The following is a 19,697-nucleotide window of genomic DNA, read 5'->3' as shown; positions in this document are numbered from 1 at the left end:
TTATAGTTTATTAAGAGATTCCTGAATATTTTCTATGTTTTTGTTTAAGAGTGCTTTGTAAACTTCTATTCTTTCATTGTATCCATCGTCTTTACTTTTTTTAAAATTGTTTAAATCATCTAATAGTTTCAATTCGTCCTGCATTTTCTGGACAATTTTCTCGAATCTTATTTTTTTGTATTCATCATTGATGAAAAAATACCGCCTCCGCTCATCCATTTTGTTATGATCTACAATGAGCTGAGCATTTAACAGGAGTGAAATACTGGTAGAAACGGAGCTTTTGCTCGCGGAGAGTACTTCAACAAATTCGTCAAAAGTAATTCCTACTTTCTCATAGTCAAAAAGAAGGTAGGAATAAATTTTTGATGCTAAAGGGGGTAAGCTAAACACGGTGCCATAGAATTTTACGGCATCTTGAAAAATTTTTTCATCAATTTCTATACTTTGGTGCATAATATAAAAATTTGAACAAAAGTAGAAATTAGTTCAGAACCAAACGAACAAACCTGATAGAGTTTATAAATACAGGGCGTTTTAAAAATTCAATGAAAGATGATTTAACTTTTTGCTTAAATTATAATCTTCTCAAAAGCCTTCCTCATTCCATCTCTCAAAAGAACCTCTCCACAATAAGAATAACCTCTGCCTTCAAGGATCTTCAGCATGGCTATATTATCATGGTTGGTATCTACTTTAATACTCTGAATGTCATGGGATTTTGTAAATTCTTCAATGTGATCAAAAAATTTCTTTACCATTCCCTGTCCCGCAAATTTTTCATCTACAGCCACTCTGTGAACTACTACGAATTCACCATCACTCAGCCATGCTCCTTCAATGGTACTGTAAGCAGGCTCATCATTCAGAATCAGGGCTCCATATACTGCAATTTCTCCGTCTACTGTCAAAACATGCCCAAAACCTTTAGCAATATCACTTTCTACCGTCCCAAGGTTAGGATATCCGTTCTGCCATTGTGTACTTCCGTCCTGTCTTCTTCTTTCAATAGATTGCTGAATAATTTCCCAAATCCTGTTTCTGTCTTCAATTTGCGATTGTCTTAATTTGATCTCCGGGTTCATGTTGTAAAGTTTGAATTAAAAATTAAAAGATTGATTAAAGAATTAAAATAATTAATAATAATTGCATCAATAATCTTTTAATGGTTCGTAATTAATTAAAAAACCGAAAATTAATCTTAATTAATTTTCGGTTTGAAGTAGTAAAATTTAAAATTATGAAATTGTTTATTGATTTTCACTTTGTTGAAGGTAAGCATCAATAATTTCAAATGCTTTTTTTTCTTCTTCCAGATCTACCATTACCTTCAGCGAAGTTGCTGTTGGGGTTGTGGTAAACGTAAGATAGTTATTTTCAACGGTGTTTGTAATTTGCGCGTCATCCAATTTAGACTTAACCAACTGAATTTCTGAAGGGTTATCACTTTCATAAACTGACACTCTCGTACTTCTTTCCATATTCTAATTGTTTGAGTATCTAAATATACGATGTTTTTTTTACAATTACAAATCCCGTGTTTTAAATTTTATTAATATTGTTTTCAATTTTATCTAAAGCAAGCTGAATTTCCTCCTTTGTCACATTCAAATGAGGTCTGAAACGAAGAGATTGGTCTCCACATGGAAGAATGATTAATCCATCTTTGAAAAGCTCGTTCATCAAGTGATTTCTCTGTTCTCCGGATGGAAGATCAACAGCACACATCAAGCCTCTTCCTCTAGCATTTGAAATTTTTTCAGGATATTTTTCAGCAAGAGCTTTCAGGCTTTCTAATAAGAAATCTCCAACTACTCTGGCATTCTCTACAAGGTTTTCTTTTTCGATAACTTCCATTACCAGCTGGAAACGAAGCATATCTATAAAGTTTCCTCCGAAAGTAGAATTAATTCTTGAGCTTTCTCTGAAAACGTTGTTCGGAACTTCATCAAACTTTTCTTTATTAGCTAAAACACCACAAACCTGTGCTTTTTTACCAAAAGAAATGATGTCCGGTTTTGCTGTAAAATGCTGGAATGCCCACATTTTTCCTGTAATAGCAATACCTGTCTGAACTTCATCAAAAATAAGTAAGATTTCGTTGTCATCACAGATTCTTCTTAATCCTAACAGGAATTCGTCTCTGAAATGGTTGTCACCTCCTTCTGCCTGAATAGGTTCTATGATGATACAAGCCACTTTATCAGGGTGCATCAGAATAGCCTCTTCAATCTGAAGTAAAGCAAGGTTTTCATTTTTGATTGTTTCTTCAAGGTTTTCTTCTGTAATTGGGAACTTTAATTTCGGATTTAAAATTCTCGGCCAGTTGAACATTGGAAAATATTGGTACTTTCTTGGGTCAGAAGTATTGGTTAAGCTCAACGTATAACCACTTCTTCCGTGGAAAGCCTGTTTGAAGTGAATACAGATTCCGGCTTCTGTTTCTAATCCCTTTGCAAAGTTTTTGCGGGTCTTCCAGTCGAAGCATGCTTTCATTGCATTTTCAACGCCCAGAGATCCACCTTCGATAAAGAAAGCATATTGTAATTCTTCAGGAATAACTACTCTTTCAAATACTTCAAGGAAATGAGCATATTCTTCCGAGTAAACGTCAGCCAAAGTAGGTTTATTTACAGCCATTCTTCCCAACCATTCTGATCTTTCTAAAAGATAAGGGTGATTGTATCCGATAGATGCTGATGCAAACATAGAGAACATATCCAGGTACTCTCTGTCTGTAAGTTTATCATAAAGCCATGATCCATGTGATTTTTCAATATCCATCACAAAATCGAAACCGTCTGCCAACACATGTTTTCCTACAGTTTCTTTTACTTTATTTGCTTTTATATCTAATGTCTGTTCCATAATAAATTGTTGTGTGATTTAATAAATGAATGATTAAATGATCCAAAGAATGAAGCATTTAATCATTCAGGTTATTAAGTTTTATGTTTTTTGGGTACTTTAAGTAAAGCTTTTATAAATCGAATTTAATTCCTTGTGCTAAAGGAAGTTGCGCGGTGTAGTTTATAGTATTGGTTTGTCTTCTCATATAGTATTTCCAAGCGTCTGATCCAGACTCTCTTCCACCTCCGGTTTCTTTTTCACCACCGAAAGCTCCACCAATTTCAGCACCGGAAGTTCCGATATTTACGTTGGCAATACCACAATCTGAACCTGCATGAGAAAGGAATAATTCTGCTTCTCTTAAGTTCTGGGTCATGATTGCAGAAGATAACCCTTGTGGAACATCATTCTGAATTGCGATAGCTTCTTCCAGAGTTTTGTATTTAATCAGATACAAGATCGGTGCAAATGTTTCATGCTGAACAATCTCATAAGAGTTTTTCACTTCTGCAACACAAGGTTTCACATAGCATCCTGATTCATATTCTTTTCCGGTTAAAACTCCGCCTTCAACAACGAATTTCCCACCTTCTTTTTTACATTTTTTGATAGCTTCTTCGTATTGGTTTACAGCATCAGTATCAATCAGAGGACCTACATGGTTATTCTCATCCAATGGATTTCCGATTTTCAGCTGCCCGTAAGCTTTTGTTAATCTTGTTTTCACTTCATTGTATACACTTTCGTGGATAATCAGTCTTCTTGTTGAAGTACATCTCTGCCCTGCAGTTCCTACAGCTCCAAAAACAGCTCCAATGATAGACATATCAATGTCAGCTTCTTTTGTAATGATAATTGCGTTGTTTCCACCTAATTCAAGGATAGATTTCCCGAATCTTTCTGCCACTTTAGAAGAAACCATTCTTCCTACTCTTGTAGATCCTGTGAAAGAAACAAGGGCAACTCTTTTATCATCTACTAATTTTTGCCCGATTTCGTGGTCAGATACCAATACACTTGAAAGTCCTTCAGGAAGATTGTTTTCCTTTATAACTTCCATCATGATATTCTGGCATGCAATAGCACAAAGCGGTGTTTTTTCAGATGGTTTCCAGATGGTAACATTTCCACAGATCCAAGCCAATGCTGTATTCCAAGACCAAACGGCTACCGGGAAGTTGAATGCAGTAATGATTCCTACTACTCCCAGCGGATGGTATTGCTCGTACATTCTGTGACCAGGTCTTTCAGAGTGCATGGTGTACCCCTGAAGCTGTCTTGAAAGTCCTACAGCGAAGTCGCAGATATCAATCATCTCCTGAACTTCTCCAAGTCCTTCCTGTAATGATTTACCCATTTCGTAAGAAACAAGTTTACCAAGATCATCTTTATATTCTCTTAATTTTAAGCCTAGCTGTCTTACGATCTCTCCTCTTTTGGGAGCCGGGATCAGCCTGAATTCCTGAAACGCTTTTTGAGCCGTTTCAATTACTTTGTCATAATCACTTTCTCCGGAAGTTTTTACTTTAGCGATCAACTTTCCGTCCACAGGAGAAATGCTTTCTATCACCTTTCCTGAAGCGAAATATTTCCCGCCTGTTGAGGTACCTTTGTTCTCTTCTTTAATACCTAAATTTTTCAGCGTTTTTTCGATTCCGAAATCCTTTACTTTTTTTGACATAAAATCTTACTTTTCGTTCTCTCTAAAGATAAAAATATTATGTGAACCTCAAAACTTTAATTTTTAATGTGTTTTTTATTTGGACTAATTATAAACATGCTTATCTTTGCAGGGTAATCATTTTGATAATCACCAATGGAAAATTCACAAGAAAATAACTCAAAGCTTAAGAAGTGGTTCAAGCGTGTGGGATGGGCAGGACTTGCTTTCTTTACCATTAAAGGCTTGATTTGGCTCGTCATATTCTACGTTGGAGCAGATAGTCTTCAGAGTTGTATAAAATAAAAAAGCAGAGAAATTTTCTCTGCTTTCTTTTTGGTATAAGGTTAATTGAATTGTTATTTATTTATTGAAAAGCTAAAAAAAGAATCCTTTTTTATATTTTCTGTAATTTAAAAAAGAGAAGAAATAATATCTTTTGACAACTTTATTCCCTGAAAAGAGCATTTATTCTCCTCTATTCACCTTTTAAACTACTCTTTCTTCTTCCTCCCTGCATTGACCAAACCCTGATGCAACAGATATTCTATCTGTCCGTTCACACTTCTAAAGTCATCATTGGCCCACTTTTCAAGGAGTTTATAAGTAGACTCATCTATCCTTATCACAAAAGATTTTTTGCTTTTGCTTTCTGAAGAGTTCTGAGCTTTTTCTGATTTCATTTTCTAAAATTCTCTAACATTATTTCTGACTATTCTAGTGTAGAAAATATCTTCACTACAAGCTACTTGTTAATTTTTCACTTCTTAATTATAAAGTGTTCCCGCATTTAATATTGGTGTTGCAGCCTTTTCTCCACAAAGAACCACCATTAAATTGCTTACCATTGCCGCTTTCCTTTCATCATCAAGCTCAACGATATTTTCTTCTGAAAGTTTTTTCAGTGCAAGGTCTACCATTCCTACTGCTCCTTCCACAATCTTGGTTCTTGCTGCCACAATAGCCGTCGCCTGCTGTCTCTGAAGCATTGCTCCTGCAATTTCTGAAGCATATGCCAGGTGGGAAATTCTTGCCTCCTGAATTACAATTCCTGCTTTTGAAAGACGGTCGGTAAGTTCCTGTTCCAAAATAGAATTGATTTTATCTCCACCTTCTCTCAGTGTAATTGGAGCATGATCATCTTCTAAATTATCATAAGGAAAGCTCATCGCCAAATGACGTACTGCTGCTTCACTCTGCATTTTCACAAAATCAGAATAACGTTCCACATCAAAAGCGGCTTTATAAGTGTCTCCTACTTTCCATACAATAACCACTGCAATTTCAATAGGATTTCCCATTTTATCATTTACCTTCAAAGTCTGTCCTTGTAAATTCTCTGAACGTAAAGATATTTTCTGTGATGAATACAAAGGATTGATGAAGAATAATCCGTTCTCTTTTACACTCCCCACATATTTCCCAAAAAAGTTCAGCACTCTTGAGTGGTTAGGCTGAATAATCATCAGACCTTTTAAGAAAAAGCACGAAAGTAGAAAACAAAGCATGGCAATAACCACATAAGCTATACTTTGATCTACTCCACTAACAAAAAAGTAAACTGCTGCCACAAACAGAGCAAGGCAGATAACCAGTGTAAGATAACCCGACATGGGTTTTAATGTTTTTTCCATGATTGAATTTTAATTTGATATTATTTTGATATCATAAAGATGGTGATAAATTTTCAATTATGAATTATGAATTATGAATTTTTTGATGCAGGTTTCGTGATTCGAGATATTTAACTAAGCGCAAAGTTCACGAAGATCAATTTGATATCAGTGCTTTATTTCTGTTCGCAAAGACACTTCGTTTAGCTAAGGACACTACTCCATTTTGCTGAGTGAAACGCCTTTGCGAACGATTAATCAATACAATAAAAGATCATTGCGAATTCTTTGCGATTAAAAAACCGAACAAAAAAATCCCGGAATAAATTCCGGGATTTTTAAATAATATGTTGAATATTTTATTTCTTCGTTAAGGTTTTAAACTTGAAATAAGAAACAGCTGATAAAAGAATCATTGTTCCTATTCCAATGTATACCCAAGCCGGTACTGGCACTGGATCTCCAGCTGCATAGGAGTGAAGTCCGCTTAAGTAGTAATTTACCCCAAAATAAGTCATTACCATTGAACAGAATGCAAACATCGTTGCTACGTGGAAAGCCCATCTGCTTCTCAATCCTGGTACTAATCTCATGTGCAGTACAAATGCATATACCATGATGGAAATGAACGCCCATGTTTCTTTCGGGTCCCAACTCCAGTATCTTCCCCATGATTCGTTTGCCCAGATTCCTCCTAAGAAGTTTCCTACCGTTAGTGCAAATAATCCGATCGTTAAGGACATTTCAGAAACAATTACTAATTCCTTCAATGTAGTATCGTGGTGAATTTTATAAGTGTCCTTATTGGATATAATATAGAATACTAATGAGATTACAGCAATGATCATCGACAGGGCAAAGAAACCGTAACTGGATGTAATAATTGCTACGTGAACAATTAACCAATAAGACTTCAGTACCGGAACCAGCGGTGTGATCTGTGGATCAAGAGCCGAACCTCCGTGTGCAAATCCCATCATAATAACAGCCACCATAAATCCGGCTGCAGGAATTAATGCATTGGAATTTCTGTATAATAACAAACCTGCTGTAATACCTACCCAAGAGATGAAGATAATAGCTTCATATCCGTTACTCCAAGGAGCGTGTCCTGAGATATACCATCTTGCAACAAGTCCTAAGAAATGGCAAAGGTATCCTACTAAACCAACTGCAATAATTACTTTAATGATTTTATTTAAAACTTTATTGGATTTAAACAACTCAACAAATCCCAGGATTAAAAGAAGCCCTCCAATAAGAGTATAAAAAATTAATAGCTTAAAGTTAATATCCGCTTTGTTCATGAAAACCTCAAGATCAACTTTAGATTTTGCAGGAACTACTGCTTTTCCCCATTTCTGCTGATATTCTGAAAGCTTTGCTAACTCAGCATCCGCCTTAGTCCAATCACCGGTTTTCTGTGCGGTAAGCGCTTCAGCAAAATAAGGACCCATCACCTGCTGAGATTCCATGTCCGGTTCAAATTTTTGATCTAACCATGAATGCCATGTGTGATTAGCATCATTTTTCACAGGAACAATTCTCATAAACTGACCACTGAAGAACTCATTGAAGATCTGTACTCTTTCGTTTACAGCAATTACTTCTTTATCATAGTTTGTTTGTTCAGCTGGTTTTTTACGGAATGCCGTATTATAATCATGCTCTAAAATATAGGCTAAGTTACCATTAGCATCTGCCGGGAAAAGGTTCATCAGTGAAGTGTAACCATCTTCATCTGCCTTTGTTTTATTTTTCAGCTCATCACCTCCTTTCGTTCCTACTTTGATCATCGGAACCATAGTCCAGCTTGGAGTATCTGTATTGATTGAAAGGAACCATTGGTTGGCAGTAAGGTACTTTCCGTCTGTTCCTTTGAATTTATCTTTTTTGTATAGTTTTCTTAAAACATCTAATGCTTCTGTATTGATAGGAACAATTCTCCCTTCAAAGCTTTGAACTAAAAGGTATCCGAATTTTTCTGCATGCTCTTCACTGATCTTATTTCTCGCAATGATTTCATCCGGTGAGATCGATCTCATTTTCCCCATCGGTGTAGCCACAGAATTCTGCTTTGGAGCAGCGCCATCAAGAGGCTGAGAAGATGGAGCCGGAGCATGGGTATGATTGTCGCCCTCTACATGAATGTGTTCTCTGCTTCCGTCCGTAGTTCCGTGAGTTTCAATTTTCTGAGCGTTTAAACCTAAGCTTAAAAACACTAAAAGTATTGCAGCGGCTTTTGTTTTCTTTTTGTTTGCATCAATCAGCATTTTATTCAATTTCCAGAAGTGAGTTCCTTTCCAGAAGAAGATGATAAACATTCCTAAGAATAAAAGTCCGTATCCGATATAAGAAATCAAAGTTCCCCAATAATCATGGTTTACAGAAAGAACAGTTCCCATTCTGTCCGGATCAAAACTTGACTGGAAGAAACGGTATCCTTTATGATTAAGAACGTGGTTCATATAGATTTTATAAGGAGTTTCTTTACCTTCATCAATGATTTTCACGTGACTTTCGTAAGCACTTGGAGATGAACTTCCAGGATAAGTTTCCATCACAAAGTCATCCAGTTTCAAGGCAAAAGGAGTGTTGTACACTTTAGGTCCGAATCCTACCATGATGTTTAAGCCATCCATAGTAACCTGTTTGTAAGCATTCGGGTTTCCTTTTTCCACCGAAAGGTCTACAATTTGTTTTGTTTTTGGTCCCTGAAGCTCAATCTGAAGCATATCCGGAACATTCACATCTTTCTTCCTGTCCCCTTCAATAGCCATCAGTCTTCCTTTTTTAAGACCTTCAGGAACTACAAGTTTCAGTTCGTTGATCGTGTATAAACTTCTTAACGCCAAAGGCTGGAACTCATCTTTCACAGTACTTCCTGTTGCCTGAGTGGCCATGGTCATAAAGCTTGCATCTACAGGAGTTTTGATAAATAATTTTCCTCCTTCATTTTTGAATTCAACTGCTCCTTCAATAGCTCTGTTGAATGTCACCAATGTCCCGTTGATCGATTTTGTCTCCCCCGGTTTGATGTAAATATTCTGTCTTCCTGTGTTTCCGGTAGACACCAAGTGAAGATATTCTGCACCGTTGGGCTCAGCAACAAGGCTATCTTTTTTTCTTTGAATATATTCCTTGGCAAATACTTTCACTTCTTTCCCGTGGAAGTCATACGTTGCTTTGAAATCTTTATGCAGTGGAGACATCAGATAAGGAACATCCTGATAATTAAGAACATCACCTTTTTCTTCAACCTGAATTTTAAAGAAATTTTTATCTGTCACAATCTCGTTTGAAGTTTCACCCTCTCTGATGTGCATTGTTCCTTCAAAACTGATGTATCTTGTGATGGCACCACCTATAAAAATAAAGATAAAGGCAAGGTGAAACACAAGAACCGGCCATTTTTCTCTTTTCCATAGCCTGTATCTTCCGATATTTCCTATGAAATTAAGGATGAGCAGGACCATGATCAGTTCAAACCACTTGGCCTCATAAATTAATGCTTTTGCTGTAGGAGTTCCGTAGTCGTTTTCTAAGAACGTTGCATAAGCCATCGCAAATGCGTACACCAGCAACAATACAGCCATTGTCCTGGTTGAGATAAGAATATCTTGGAGCTTCTTCATGATTTATTGTACTTGACATGCAAAAATAAGCATGATAAACCACAAAGAGCTTAAAAAAAGCTGTTTTTTATCACTTTGGCCTCTGTTTTGCTTATTTTGAAACATTCTTAATAAGCCGAAAAACATTAGGGAAAATTCAATTTTTAAAATCGAAAAAATACAGATTTATAATACCTATCTGAGTGATTGAGATTCTCTATTCTTCACCTTCTCTTTTCAATGAGAAAACACTGATATTAAACAAATTAAATCTCTCAACTTATTACTTTTTCCATTTTTAAGTCTAATTCCAATATCAATTCATCAATCATATTAAGTGATTCATCCATTTTTTTAGCTTTTAAAAACAAACCCAATGCCTTTTGATACTCCGTCTTTTTCATATGATAAATTCCTAAATTTTTGTATGCATCAGCATTTTGAGAATCAAGTTTTAATGAATATTCTATGTCTGTAAGCCCTTCTTCATACAAACCCAAATTAATTTTTGCAAGCCCACGATTATTATAAGAATAAGAAAACTTTTTATCGATTGAGAGTGCTTTGCTTAATAACAATATAGCCTCTTCATATTTTTCAAGCAGAATTAAAGTATAACCTTTATTGTTGAGGGCAAATTTATGATTTGAATTCATTTTTAATGCTTCATCATAATACACCAAAGATTCAACCAACGCTCCTGTTTGGGTAAAAGTCAATGCAAAATTGATCAGGTCATCTGAATTCATCACATGCTTTTCTTTGAATTTGACACCTAATTCTTTTGCCCTTTCATAATTTTTATTGTTAATATGAGATGCTATTGCCATTCTGTAAATATTGGGCTCTTCTGATTTCTGCAATACATTTTCAAAAATCGATGCTGCTTCTGAAAATTTCTTTTCATAAAATACATACATCCCCTCCGTGTATTCTTTTGGCAGCTTTTTCTGTTGAATAAGATTTAAAATCGTCCTTCCATCATTTGAGATTGCTCTTCCGTCACTCAGGTAAAAAGTTTTTTGACTTGGAAAAATATTCATCAAGAAATCAATTACTGAAGAAATCATTAAGAAGACGAAAAACGTAGTCAGAAACTCAGTATTTGAAATAATAAAATAAGACATTACAGCTATTAACAAAGAGGCAGCCGGCCCCCCAAATACATATAAAATATGTTTATTGACAGAAAATCTTTTTCTTTCAGTATTACACAATCCTCTTCCCCATTTAAGAGGATTCTTAAATATATAAAAGGAGAAATCCTTTAAATGAATGGTAAAGCTGTCATCTTTACTTCCATAAGACCCTATAAAAACATGTACTTTCTTTCTGGTTACAAGCCATCCTGTAATAGCATGTCCCATTTCATGAATAAAAACCGTTAAAGGTCTGATTAATATAAAAAAGAATACAATAAAGATTCCAGGTATTTCAAAAAATTCCATTTAAAAAGTTCAATTGGCTATTAATAAGATTTTTTGTCATATTGACCACAGTCCTTCGATATGACATAGAAATCGGCAGCAATATACCTATTTTTTCAATGATAGCTTTCTCCTGATTTTACTTAAAAATTCATGGGTAATTCCCAAATATGAAGCAACCTGCTGCTGGGTCAGTCTCTGTTCTAATCCGGGATACTTCTCAAGAAATTCAAGATAGCGTTTATCTGCCGTTTTACCCGTTAATGAAAGTATTCTTCTCTGCAATGCTACTGAAGACTTCTGGTTCATGATCCTGAAAAGCTTTTCTATCTGAGGCAAAGTCTCATACAAATGCTCTTTGTCTTTTTTGGAAATCACTAATACTTCGCTGTCTTCAAGGGCTTCAATATTCAGAATGCTAGGAACATTATTGATCAGACTATCGATATCTGTGATCCACCATTCTTCTACCGCGAAATATAAGGTCTGTTCAAACCCGGTTTCATTCAGGTAATAGATTTTAAAACATCCATTCAGAACAAATCCTTCAAATAAGCAGTACTCTCCTTCCTTGAGAACTACTTCTTTCTTTTTAAACTTCCTGTATTCAAATGGTTTTACAAACTGATTGAAATCCTCTTGGGAAAGATGCATATATTGACTGATATTTTTAAGAAGTAAATCGGACATTGTTTTATTTAAGCAAAATAAAGGTATCAAAATTATTGACACCTTTATGGAGTTAAGTTATGTTAAGTTATTTTTGTTTCTAAGCAGTGGAACTTCAATTTTTTGTTGGGTAAACGCAAAGGCGCAAAGAATTTTATAATCATGCTGTTTTAAGGCACAAGAATATTTCGGCTTCGCTCAATATGAGATTTTCAGCAAAGTGAACCTATTAAATTTTATCGGAGATAAAATCCTTGCGCCTTATAACATAATTTTAAATATCATTTTGTGCCCTTGCGTATACAAAACATACTAACTTTTAAGCCTATTTACTTAAAAATTCATTGGTATTTATTACGCGGGCATAAAGACTTCCAAGAGCAGAAATTCCTGCTAAAAAAGACCTTTGGACTTCTGCGGCCTTCACCACTTCCCCATTCAGTTCACGGTTTCTGGTTGCTGTAGCATCTCCAATAATGGTATTGCTAAATCCGAAGTCGAAAGCAGCCCTCGTAGTTGCCTCTACACAAACGTCCGTCATCATTCCTGTAATTACCAGATTTTTGATTTTATTTGACTGAAGATAATCCATGAGATCCGTTTCCCTAAAGCTGTTTGGAAAATGCTTGGTAATTATTTTTTCATCTTCTTTAGGTAAAACCAACTGATTGATCTTGGCTCCATCTGTATCCGCAAGAAAAAAAGTAGCTCCTTCATTTGTAGAAACATGCTTGATATGAATGATGGTCAGATTATTTTTTCTGAAATACTCTAAAATCTTCCTGGTATTTTCTCCAGCCTGCTCAGCCCTTTCCAGTGTCATTTTTCCTCCGGGGAAATAATCATTTTGTACATCGATAATTAATAATGCCGTGTTTTCCATTTTTTGTTTTTGTGCGTTTATTGTAATCAGTGAAATAAATATCAGTCCTAAAGTCAGAATAGTTTTGAATTTGTTTTTCATAAGTGAAATTTTATGAGACAAAATTATAACGGTTCTACATCCTGACCTTTGAACTAGTTCAAAAAAACACACTTGATTTTAAATAATATCAATCATAATTTTTAATATTATTATTTTTTTCATTTCTCTATATTTAAATCAGAAATTTTATTATCTTCTTTAAAGAAAAACAAATATGATTTCGTTAATATAATTTAACAGCATCAGATTTGCATAAACAAAAAAAATAGCCCTATTTTTATTTTATAATTGCGAACAATATTTTTTAATCAAATTTTAAATAATCGTTGTAAAAATCGGGATTTCCAAAATGTTTTTTGGAGAAAAAAGATTCTTTTAGTGTTGAAAAAACATTAAATTTGCGACATTGATATTATGGACAAAAAGACACAAAAAAAACAGACTGAATCGCCTGAAACAGGCAAAATCTTATCTAAGCCGCGTATTTTTTCCGGGCTTACTTTTATACTTTTATCGGCTGTTCTTGCATTCTCATTCATTTCTTATTTAATGAACTGGAAAGCAGATCAAAGCCAGGCAGGAACAATGCTGGACAAGAGTATAAAATCTTCCAATATCTTTGGCAAGGCTGGTGATTGGCTGGGGAATATTTTCATTTTTGAAAGTATTGGTATTGCTTCATTCATCATTGCATTTTTATTTCTTGTAGTCGGTACACTGATTCTAAAGAAGAAAATTTTCAAACCGTGGAAAACCTTCGGGCACTCTTTGTTTTTTATCTGCTGGCTTCCGATTTTTATGGGGGCACTTACTAAAGGACAGGGTGTTTTAGGAGGTGTGTATGGATATCAGATCATGGATTACCTTAATTCTATTATCGGAACAGTAGGTCTATGGACTGTCTTGGCGGCGAGTATCCTTTTATATTTTATTCTTGAATTTAATCTTCGTCCAAGTTCTATCAAAGCAAAACTGGATAAGATCAATGAAAATACTATTGGAAAAGTAAAATCTATGATTCCTGATTCTAATGATGATTTTGAGGCAGATGAAGAATTGAAAGAAGAGACTGAGGAAATTGAAGAACCAGCTGCATCCCGCGTTACGGTAAGTGATGTCACCAATAGCACTTCTAATAATACAATAAAAGAACCAGAACCTGTAAGTATTCCGAAAGGATTTCCGGAAGTTCCGGTTTCCAACGATATAGAAACCATTACCACTCCTAACCATACTTCGTTTGAAGCAGAACCGAGAGAGGTTGCCCAGCCGGTAAGCTTAAATCTTTCTACAAAACCGATTGTTCCGGTTTCTACTCCGGAAGAAGCATTTGATATCAGACCTTCTGCTCCATCTTCTGCAGGAAACACTGCACCGGCACAGGAGAATATTAAATTCAATGTAGAAGTAGCTCCTGTAATTGACATTCTGGATGATTCTGATAAAAAATCTCAGGAATTGATAGAAAAGCATGGTTTGTATGATCACAAGCTGGATCTGGCTAAATTCCAAATGCCACCTGTAGAATTACTGAAAGATTATGGTAGTGAAGAAATCTCCATCAATAAAGAAGAATTAGAAGAAAATAAAAATAAGATCGTTGGACTTCTGAAAAACTTCAACGTAGGAATCGCAGAGATCAAAGCAACAATTGGGCCTACAGTTACATTATATGAAATTGTACCTGAAGCAGGAATCCGAGTTGCTGCTATTAAAAAACTGCAGGATGATATCGCATTGAATCTTTCCGCTTTAGGAATCAGAATTATTGCGCCAATGCCTGGAAAAGGAACCATCGGTATTGAAGTACCAAGAAAAAATCCTACAATGGTTTCTATGCGTTCTGTAATTGCTTCTCAGAAATTCCAGAATACAGATATGGATCTTCCCGTGGTTTTCGGAAAAACGATCTCTAATGAAATTTTCATGGCCGATCTTTCAAAGATGCCTCACCTATTGATGGCCGGAGCAACAGGTCAGGGTAAATCTGTAGGGATTAATGCAATCCTTACTTCTCTTCTTTACAAAAAACACCCAAGTGAACTGAAGTTCGTAATGGTGGATCCTAAAAAAGTAGAACTTTCATTATACTCAAAAATTGAAAGACATTATTTAGCAAAACTGCCGGATGCAGAAGAAGCAATCATTACCGATACCAATAAAGTAATCAATACCCTGAACTCTCTTTGTATTGAAATGGACACGCGATATGATCTTCTTAAAAATGCTTTCTGTAAAAATTTAAAAGAATACAATAAGAAATTCGCTGAAAGAAAATTAAACCCTGAAAACGGTCACCGTTACTTACCTTACATTGTATTGGTAGTAGATGAGTTTGCAGATTTGATCATGACCGCAGGAAAAGAGGTTGAACTACCAATTGCCAGACTGGCACAGCTTGCAAGAGCCGTAGGTATCCACCTTATCGTAGCAACACAGAGACCGTCTGTAAATGTAATTACGGGGATGATTAAAGCCAACTTCCCTGCAAGGGCTGCCTTCAGAGTAATCTCCAGCGTAGACTCCAGAACCATTCTAGATTCTCCGGGAGCAGATCAGCTGATTGGTAAAGGAGATATGCTTTATTTCAACGGAAATGAGATATTAAGACTTCAGTGTGCTTTTGTAGATACTCCAGAGGTGGAAAGACTTGCAGAATTTATTGGGGAACAGAAAGGATATGCTTCTGCATTCTTACTTCCTGAATATGTTTCTGAAGATTCTACAAGTACAGTAGGTGCTTTTGATCCGAACGAAAAAGATGCTTTATTTGAGGAAGCGGCAAGGATTATCGTTTCTACCCAGCAAGGTTCTACATCAATGCTTCAGAGACAATTGAAACTGGGCTACAACAGAGCCGGAAGAATCATGGATCAGCTTGAAGCCAGCGGTATTGTAGGAGGTTTTAACGGAGCTAAAGCAAGAGAGGTCATCATCAGCGATCTTCATTCTTTGGAACAGTTTTTGGAAGATCTGCGTAGTTAAGGGGAAAATTGAATGATTTAACCTTTCAAAAATTAAAATGTCTAAAGATTATTAAATAAAAAAATGAAAAATATTATTTCAAAAGTTATATTAGGAAGTTTTGTTGTAGGTGCAGTAGGTATGGCCAATGCTCAGAAGATTGATGCTAAGGCCAAAAAGATATTGGATGATATTACAGCCAACTACAATTCTAAAAAGAATTCTTACTTCAAATTTTCTTTTGGAAGCGGCCTTAACGGGCAGGTGACGAAAACCGAACCAGGTATTTATTACGCTGCAGGAGAAAAATATAAACTGAAGATCATGGATACAGAACAGATCTTCGACGGAAGCAAAATTTACAACATCAATGCAGATGATATGGAAGTAACAATCGCTAAGCCTAATGGAAGCGGTACCATGTTCTCCCCTATCAATTACCTTACAACTTACAGAAACGATTACAATGTAACCTATAACGGTAAGAAGATGGTAAATGGTGTGAATGCTGATTTTATTAAACTAACACCGGTAAAAGCAAATGGAATACAATTCGTATATCTTTTTGTAGATTCTGCTAAAAAGCAAATGGTAAAACTGGAACAACACGGAAACAACAAAGATGTGGCTGTAATTGCGATAAAAGAATACAAAGAAAATCAGCAATTGGATCCTAATATGTTTGTTTTTGACAAAAATAAGTTTAAAAATTACGTAATTACAGAACTTTAAAAAGCTGAAAGTGAATTGGCAAATAAGCAAATTTACTTTTTAAGTTAAAAAAATAACAAAATATAAAAAGCCACAAGTAAACTTTGTGGCTTTTTGATTAATTTTGGCGCATGTTAAAAATACTAGACCGATATATCATAAAAACCTTCTTTGGACCGTTTTTCTTTATATTCAGCGTATTGTTTTTCATTTTTATTGTAAACATTATCTGGGTTCAGTTAGGACAGTTTATGGGAAAAGGATTAAGCTACTGGCAGATCCTCAAACTTCTTTTTTATCTTGGGGTAAACGTCATCAGTATGGTGTTGCCGCTTACCATTCTCCTTGCGAGCATTATGTCATTCGGGGAATTTGGGGAACGCTATGAGCTTGCAGCAATGAAAGCAGCAGGAATTCCTTTGACCAGGGTAATGACTCCTTTGCTCGGAATTTCAACAGCGCTTGCCATTATGCTGTTTTTCTTCTCCAATAATATTATCCCGGATTTTCAGAAAAAAGCCAAGAATATGCTTTTCAATATTGCCCAGACAAAACCGGCAATCAACTTTACTCCAGGCCAGTTTATTGATCAGATTCCCGGTTATATGGTAAAGTTTGACAAAATATACGGGGAAAACGGGGAAAATATTGAAGGGGTTTTTGTACATAAAAAAGCCAATGCTTACGAAAATCAACAATCTGTTGTAGCAGAAAAAGGAAAATTTGTTCCGGCTGCTAATAAGAATTTTCTGAAGCTTGTACTGTATAACGGATATGTATTTGAAGATGCCTTTGCCGGAAAAGGAGACAATGTAAGGCAGAAACAGCCCGATCAGGCCATTAAATTTGACACACTGGTTTCCCACTTTGACATCAGTGAAATCATTAATAAAGCCATCGAAAAAGAGCAGATTACGGATGACTACCGTTTCCAGACTTACAATCAGCTTGACGGAACAATTAACAAAAGCAAAAAAGATAATAAGCAGTTCTTTGATAATATCGGCTCCGAGGTTCTTAATCAGACGAATTCCGTTATCACTTATATGGATAAGGGCAACAAGCATAAAGTAGCTCCAAAAGTACAGATCAAACTGGATACGGTAAAAGGCGACAAAAAACTGGACATCATTTACAACTCTTATAATAGACTGGATAATCTGAAGTCTTCACTGGAGTCTAAAAAAAATGAATACAGTTCTAATATAAAATATTTCAGCAAGGTTGTCATTTATCAGCAGAGGATTGTAGCGTATTCCGTGACCTGTATTATCTTCTTCCTGATTGGAGCAAGTTTAGGTTCCATCATCAGAAAAGGGGGAATGGGGCTTCCTGTAATCATTGCTATTGTAATTTTCATTATCTTTTATGTAATGAATGTTGGGGTAGAAAACATGTCATGGAGCGGTAAAATGAATCCTTATCTTGCGGCCTGGCTTCCCAACCTGATTCTTCTTCCTTTTGGAGTATGGATGACCTATAAAGCCCTTACAGATTCACAGTTATTTGATGCTGAAAAATACAAAGCATTATTCAAACCTATCACTAAAAGGTTTACAAAAAGTAAAGAACATCAGAGATATCAATAATTCTGATGTAAATTATAAAAGTAAAAAGCTCCGAAAAAATCGGAGCTTTTTTTGTTGAGTTATTTTGGATTTAAAAAATTATATTTGCTGGAATTAAAAACAATACCATGAAAAAATTACTACTTATTGGCCTGTTCGGTCTTGCCTCCCTGAATGTCTATGCTCAGGAACAGGATGAAAACGGAACCTACAACGGTGAAAAATACGGATACATTATTGATAAAAGCGGAAAAAAAACTGAAGGTGTTGTCCAGCTGCACGGAGGATACTCCAGCCCATGGCAAAATCAGTTAAAAGTAAAATTTGCTGCGATTGCGGATATTGATAAGGTAAAAAACAAGATCAGGTTTAAAACTTACGATACAGATGACATCAAAGAATATATGTTGTATGAAGGGGATACTCCAAGAGTTTTTAAATCTGTAAAATATTCCAACATGAGAGAAGCTATCAACAGTTCGGAAAGTACGACAGGTTTGGCAGCCGGATTTAAAGCAATCAATAACCTTTCCAGAACAGATCAGTTTGCAGAAGTGGTAACAGAGGGGAAAATTACGGTTTATAAACTGTACGGATATCCCACAGCTTTTTCAGCAAACAGTTCACAGGCCATCACTTATGCAGAAACAGAAAGATTAAAAGAAAATCCCAATTATATCTTTTCTAAAAAAGGCGGAAAAGTTGAAGAACTGACTCCTGCAAAAGCAAAAATCATCCTTTCAGACTGCCCTTATGTAAAAGCAAAAATTACGAAAGGAGAATATGGTTCTCTTAAAAATGAAGAGAAGAAAAGAACTGGTTTCGGGAAATTTATCCGAGATGAAATTAACAATGCTACAGTAGATAAACTTTCAATTATCAATGAAGTGATCTATGATTATAATGAAAATTGCAAATAAAAACTCAGGCTTTCAATCGAAAGCCTTTTTTGTGACCTTATTTTTTTTGTATTTTTATCCGGCCACCAAACTATTTTTCTTATGAAAGTCTTATTTCTCACAGCAAGCCTGTTTCTTGTTTGTTCATGTAAAAATGATAAAGCAGTAAAATCTACTCCAATGACTAGTTCTGTCGTAGAAAAAGATTCAACACAAATCAACACAACGGAGGATCCTATTGATCGGATTAAAAAAGAATACGCAGCTCTTCAGGCACAATTGGAGACTAAAAAACTAAGTCAATCAAAATTTACTTATGATTGTAATGATGAACCTTCGGGTGAAGTTACTTTTTATTCAGACAAAAATGAAATTAAAGTGATTGAGCATTTTTACGCAGAACACAGCCATTTCTCAGGATCTGAAAAATATTTTATAAAAGATGGAAAGCCTTTCTTTATATTCAGACAGGAAACCGTATGGAATTTTGATGGCGGTACTCCGGAAAAGCCTGTTACTAAAGATGATATTACAGAAACCCGTATTTATCTTCAGAATAATAAACCACTAAAGTGCCTTGAAAAGAAATACAGCATAAAATCTGATCAAAAAGGAAAAACAGCAGATAATATTCCGAGTAAAGAAATTCCGTGTAATATAGACGAGTTACTCAAAACCTATCAATCTTTATTAAAACATAAAAGTCAAAAAGGATCAATACAATGTCTGTAAAAGCAAAAGAGGTTTCCAATGGAAACCTCTTTTTATATTTTAAAACTAAAAATTATGTTTCATAA

Annotated in this window: 17 protein-coding genes; 6 read left to right on the top strand and 11 right to left on the bottom strand. The window is 35.3% G+C overall.

Annotation, left to right across the window (positions count from 1 at the left end; translation table 11 throughout):
- The 5 genes from FW780_RS02605 to amaB all read right to left on the bottom strand — a co-directional run bounded on the left by FW780_RS02605 (position 1) and on the right by amaB (position 4,531).
- Entirely contained in the window at positions 1-456 is a 456-nt protein-coding gene (locus tag FW780_RS02605) for a transcriptional regulator (protein WP_115930110.1), read from the bottom strand.
- 116 nt (positions 457-572) lie between these two features.
- A complete protein-coding gene (locus FW780_RS02600; RefSeq protein ID WP_047375086.1) occupies positions 573-1,085 on the bottom strand; it encodes a GNAT family N-acetyltransferase in 513 nt (170 codons plus the stop codon).
- Between the two features lie 165 nt (positions 1,086-1,250).
- Positions 1,251-1,481 carry a DUF2007 domain-containing protein gene (locus tag FW780_RS02595; protein ID WP_047422808.1) on the bottom strand — a complete coding sequence of 77 codons (231 nt, stop codon included), beginning with the start codon at positions 1,479-1,481 and terminating at the stop codon, positions 1,251-1,253.
- A 61-nt stretch (positions 1,482-1,542) separates the two neighbouring features.
- Positions 1,543-2,868, bottom strand: a complete 1,326-nt coding sequence (gene lat / locus FW780_RS02590; RefSeq protein ID WP_149832067.1) for an L-lysine 6-transaminase — start codon at positions 2,866-2,868, stop codon at positions 1,543-1,545.
- 112 nt (positions 2,869-2,980) lie between these two features.
- The gene (amaB, locus tag FW780_RS02585; RefSeq protein ID WP_047384777.1) at positions 2,981-4,531 is read right to left on the bottom strand and encodes an L-piperidine-6-carboxylate dehydrogenase; all 1,551 of its coding nucleotides are present in this window, start codon (positions 4,529-4,531) and stop codon (positions 2,981-2,983) included.
- 135 nt (positions 4,532-4,666) lie between these two features.
- On the opposite strand from amaB, the gene FW780_RS22300 reads away from it, so the two are divergent.
- Positions 4,667-4,816: an FAM210 family protein gene (locus FW780_RS22300; RefSeq protein ID WP_047375093.1), complete on the top strand. Its 150-nt coding sequence runs from the start codon at positions 4,667-4,669 to the stop codon at positions 4,814-4,816.
- Between the two features lie 188 nt (positions 4,817-5,004).
- On the opposite strand, the gene FW780_RS02580 is transcribed toward FW780_RS22300, so the two are convergent.
- From FW780_RS02580 to FW780_RS02555, 6 genes are all read right to left on the bottom strand, one after another.
- Positions 5,005-5,193: an Arc family DNA binding domain-containing protein gene (locus tag FW780_RS02580; protein ID WP_149385622.1), complete on the bottom strand. Its 189-nt coding sequence runs from the start codon at positions 5,191-5,193 to the stop codon at positions 5,005-5,007.
- Between the two features lie 84 nt (positions 5,194-5,277).
- Positions 5,278-6,144 (bottom strand): SPFH domain-containing protein, encoded by an 867-nt coding sequence (locus FW780_RS02575; RefSeq protein WP_047384769.1) that lies wholly within the window; start codon positions 6,142-6,144, stop codon positions 5,278-5,280.
- Between the two features lie 338 nt (positions 6,145-6,482).
- Positions 6,483-9,758, bottom strand: a complete 3,276-nt coding sequence (ccsA, locus tag FW780_RS02570; RefSeq protein ID WP_149832066.1) for a cytochrome c biogenesis protein CcsA — start codon at positions 9,756-9,758, stop codon at positions 6,483-6,485.
- Positions 9,759-10,012: 254 nt separating this feature from the next.
- Positions 10,013-11,185, bottom strand: coding sequence for a M50 family metallopeptidase (locus tag FW780_RS02565; RefSeq protein WP_149832065.1), 1,173 nt, complete (start codon positions 11,183-11,185; stop codon positions 10,013-10,015).
- Positions 11,186-11,272: 87 nt separating this feature from the next.
- Positions 11,273-11,854: a Crp/Fnr family transcriptional regulator gene (locus FW780_RS02560; protein ID WP_149832064.1), complete on the bottom strand. Its 582-nt coding sequence runs from the start codon at positions 11,852-11,854 to the stop codon at positions 11,273-11,275.
- Between the two features lie 304 nt (positions 11,855-12,158).
- Positions 12,159-12,797 (bottom strand): cysteine hydrolase family protein, encoded by a 639-nt coding sequence (locus FW780_RS02555; protein WP_149832063.1) that lies wholly within the window; start codon positions 12,795-12,797, stop codon positions 12,159-12,161.
- 375 nt (positions 12,798-13,172) lie between these two features.
- Here FW780_RS02555 and FW780_RS02550 point away from each other — a divergent pair, with 375 nt between their 5' ends.
- The 5 genes from FW780_RS02550 to FW780_RS02530 all read left to right on the top strand — a co-directional run bounded on the left by FW780_RS02550 (position 13,173) and on the right by FW780_RS02530 (position 19,632).
- Positions 13,173-15,743, top strand: a complete 2,571-nt coding sequence (locus FW780_RS02550; RefSeq protein ID WP_149832062.1) for an FtsK/SpoIIIE family DNA translocase — start codon at positions 13,173-13,175, stop codon at positions 15,741-15,743.
- Between the two features lie 63 nt (positions 15,744-15,806).
- Positions 15,807-16,454, top strand: a complete 648-nt coding sequence (locus tag FW780_RS02545) for a LolA family protein (RefSeq protein ID WP_047375113.1) — start codon at positions 15,807-15,809, stop codon at positions 16,452-16,454.
- 110 nt (positions 16,455-16,564) lie between these two features.
- Positions 16,565-18,022, top strand: coding sequence for an LptF/LptG family permease (locus FW780_RS02540; RefSeq protein WP_149832061.1), 1,458 nt, complete (start codon positions 16,565-16,567; stop codon positions 18,020-18,022).
- A gap of 107 nt (positions 18,023-18,129) precedes the next feature.
- Complete coding sequence (locus tag FW780_RS02535) at positions 18,130-18,921, top strand: hypothetical protein (RefSeq protein ID WP_149832060.1); 792 nt, start codon at positions 18,130-18,132, stop codon at positions 18,919-18,921.
- Positions 18,922-19,002: 81 nt separating this feature from the next.
- Positions 19,003-19,632 (top strand): hypothetical protein, encoded by a 630-nt coding sequence (locus FW780_RS02530; protein ID WP_149832059.1) that lies wholly within the window; start codon positions 19,003-19,005, stop codon positions 19,630-19,632.
- Positions 19,633-19,697: the final 65 nt, after the last annotated feature.

The sequence above is a fragment of the Chryseobacterium sediminis genome (genome assembly GCF_008386505.1).
Lineage (GTDB): Bacteria > Bacteroidota > Bacteroidia > Flavobacteriales > Weeksellaceae > Chryseobacterium > Chryseobacterium sediminis.
This window is presented reverse-complemented; position numbering and strand designations above follow the sequence as displayed.

Excerpts from the sequence above, each read along its gene's own strand:
- FW780_RS02605 (WP_115930110.1), bottom strand. The coding sequence starts at position 456 with ATGCACCAAAGTATAGAAATTGATGAAAAAATTTTTCAAGATGCCGTA.
- FW780_RS02600 (WP_047375086.1), bottom strand. The coding sequence starts at position 1,085 with ATGAACCCGGAGATCAAATTAAGACAATCGCAAATTGAAGACAGAAAC.
- FW780_RS02595 (WP_047422808.1), bottom strand. The coding sequence starts at position 1,481 with ATGGAAAGAAGTACGAGAGTGTCAGTTTATGAAAGTGATAACCCTTCA.
- lat (WP_149832067.1), bottom strand. The coding sequence starts at position 2,868 with ATGGAACAGACATTAGATATAAAAGCAAATAAAGTAAAAGAAACTGTA.
- amaB (WP_047384777.1), bottom strand. The coding sequence starts at position 4,531 with ATGTCAAAAAAAGTAAAGGATTTCGGAATCGAAAAAACGCTGAAAAAT.
- FW780_RS22300 (WP_047375093.1), top strand. The coding sequence starts at position 4,667 with ATGGAAAATTCACAAGAAAATAACTCAAAGCTTAAGAAGTGGTTCAAG.
- FW780_RS02580 (WP_149385622.1), bottom strand. The coding sequence starts at position 5,193 with ATGAAATCAGAAAAAGCTCAGAACTCTTCAGAAAGCAAAAGCAAAAAA.
- FW780_RS02575 (WP_047384769.1), bottom strand. The coding sequence starts at position 6,144 with ATGGAAAAAACATTAAAACCCATGTCGGGTTATCTTACACTGGTTATC.
- ccsA (WP_149832066.1), bottom strand. The coding sequence starts at position 9,758 with ATGAAGAAGCTCCAAGATATTCTTATCTCAACCAGGACAATGGCTGTA.
- FW780_RS02565 (WP_149832065.1), bottom strand. The coding sequence starts at position 11,185 with ATGGAATTTTTTGAAATACCTGGAATCTTTATTGTATTCTTTTTTATA.
- FW780_RS02560 (WP_149832064.1), bottom strand. The coding sequence starts at position 11,854 with ATGTCCGATTTACTTCTTAAAAATATCAGTCAATATATGCATCTTTCC.
- FW780_RS02555 (WP_149832063.1), bottom strand. The coding sequence starts at position 12,797 with ATGAAAAACAAATTCAAAACTATTCTGACTTTAGGACTGATATTTATT.
- FW780_RS02550 (WP_149832062.1), top strand. The coding sequence starts at position 13,173 with ATGGACAAAAAGACACAAAAAAAACAGACTGAATCGCCTGAAACAGGC.
- FW780_RS02545 (WP_047375113.1), top strand. The coding sequence starts at position 15,807 with ATGAAAAATATTATTTCAAAAGTTATATTAGGAAGTTTTGTTGTAGGT.
- FW780_RS02540 (WP_149832061.1), top strand. The coding sequence starts at position 16,565 with ATGTTAAAAATACTAGACCGATATATCATAAAAACCTTCTTTGGACCG.
- FW780_RS02535 (WP_149832060.1), top strand. The coding sequence starts at position 18,130 with ATGAAAAAATTACTACTTATTGGCCTGTTCGGTCTTGCCTCCCTGAAT.
- FW780_RS02530 (WP_149832059.1), top strand. The coding sequence starts at position 19,003 with ATGAAAGTCTTATTTCTCACAGCAAGCCTGTTTCTTGTTTGTTCATGT.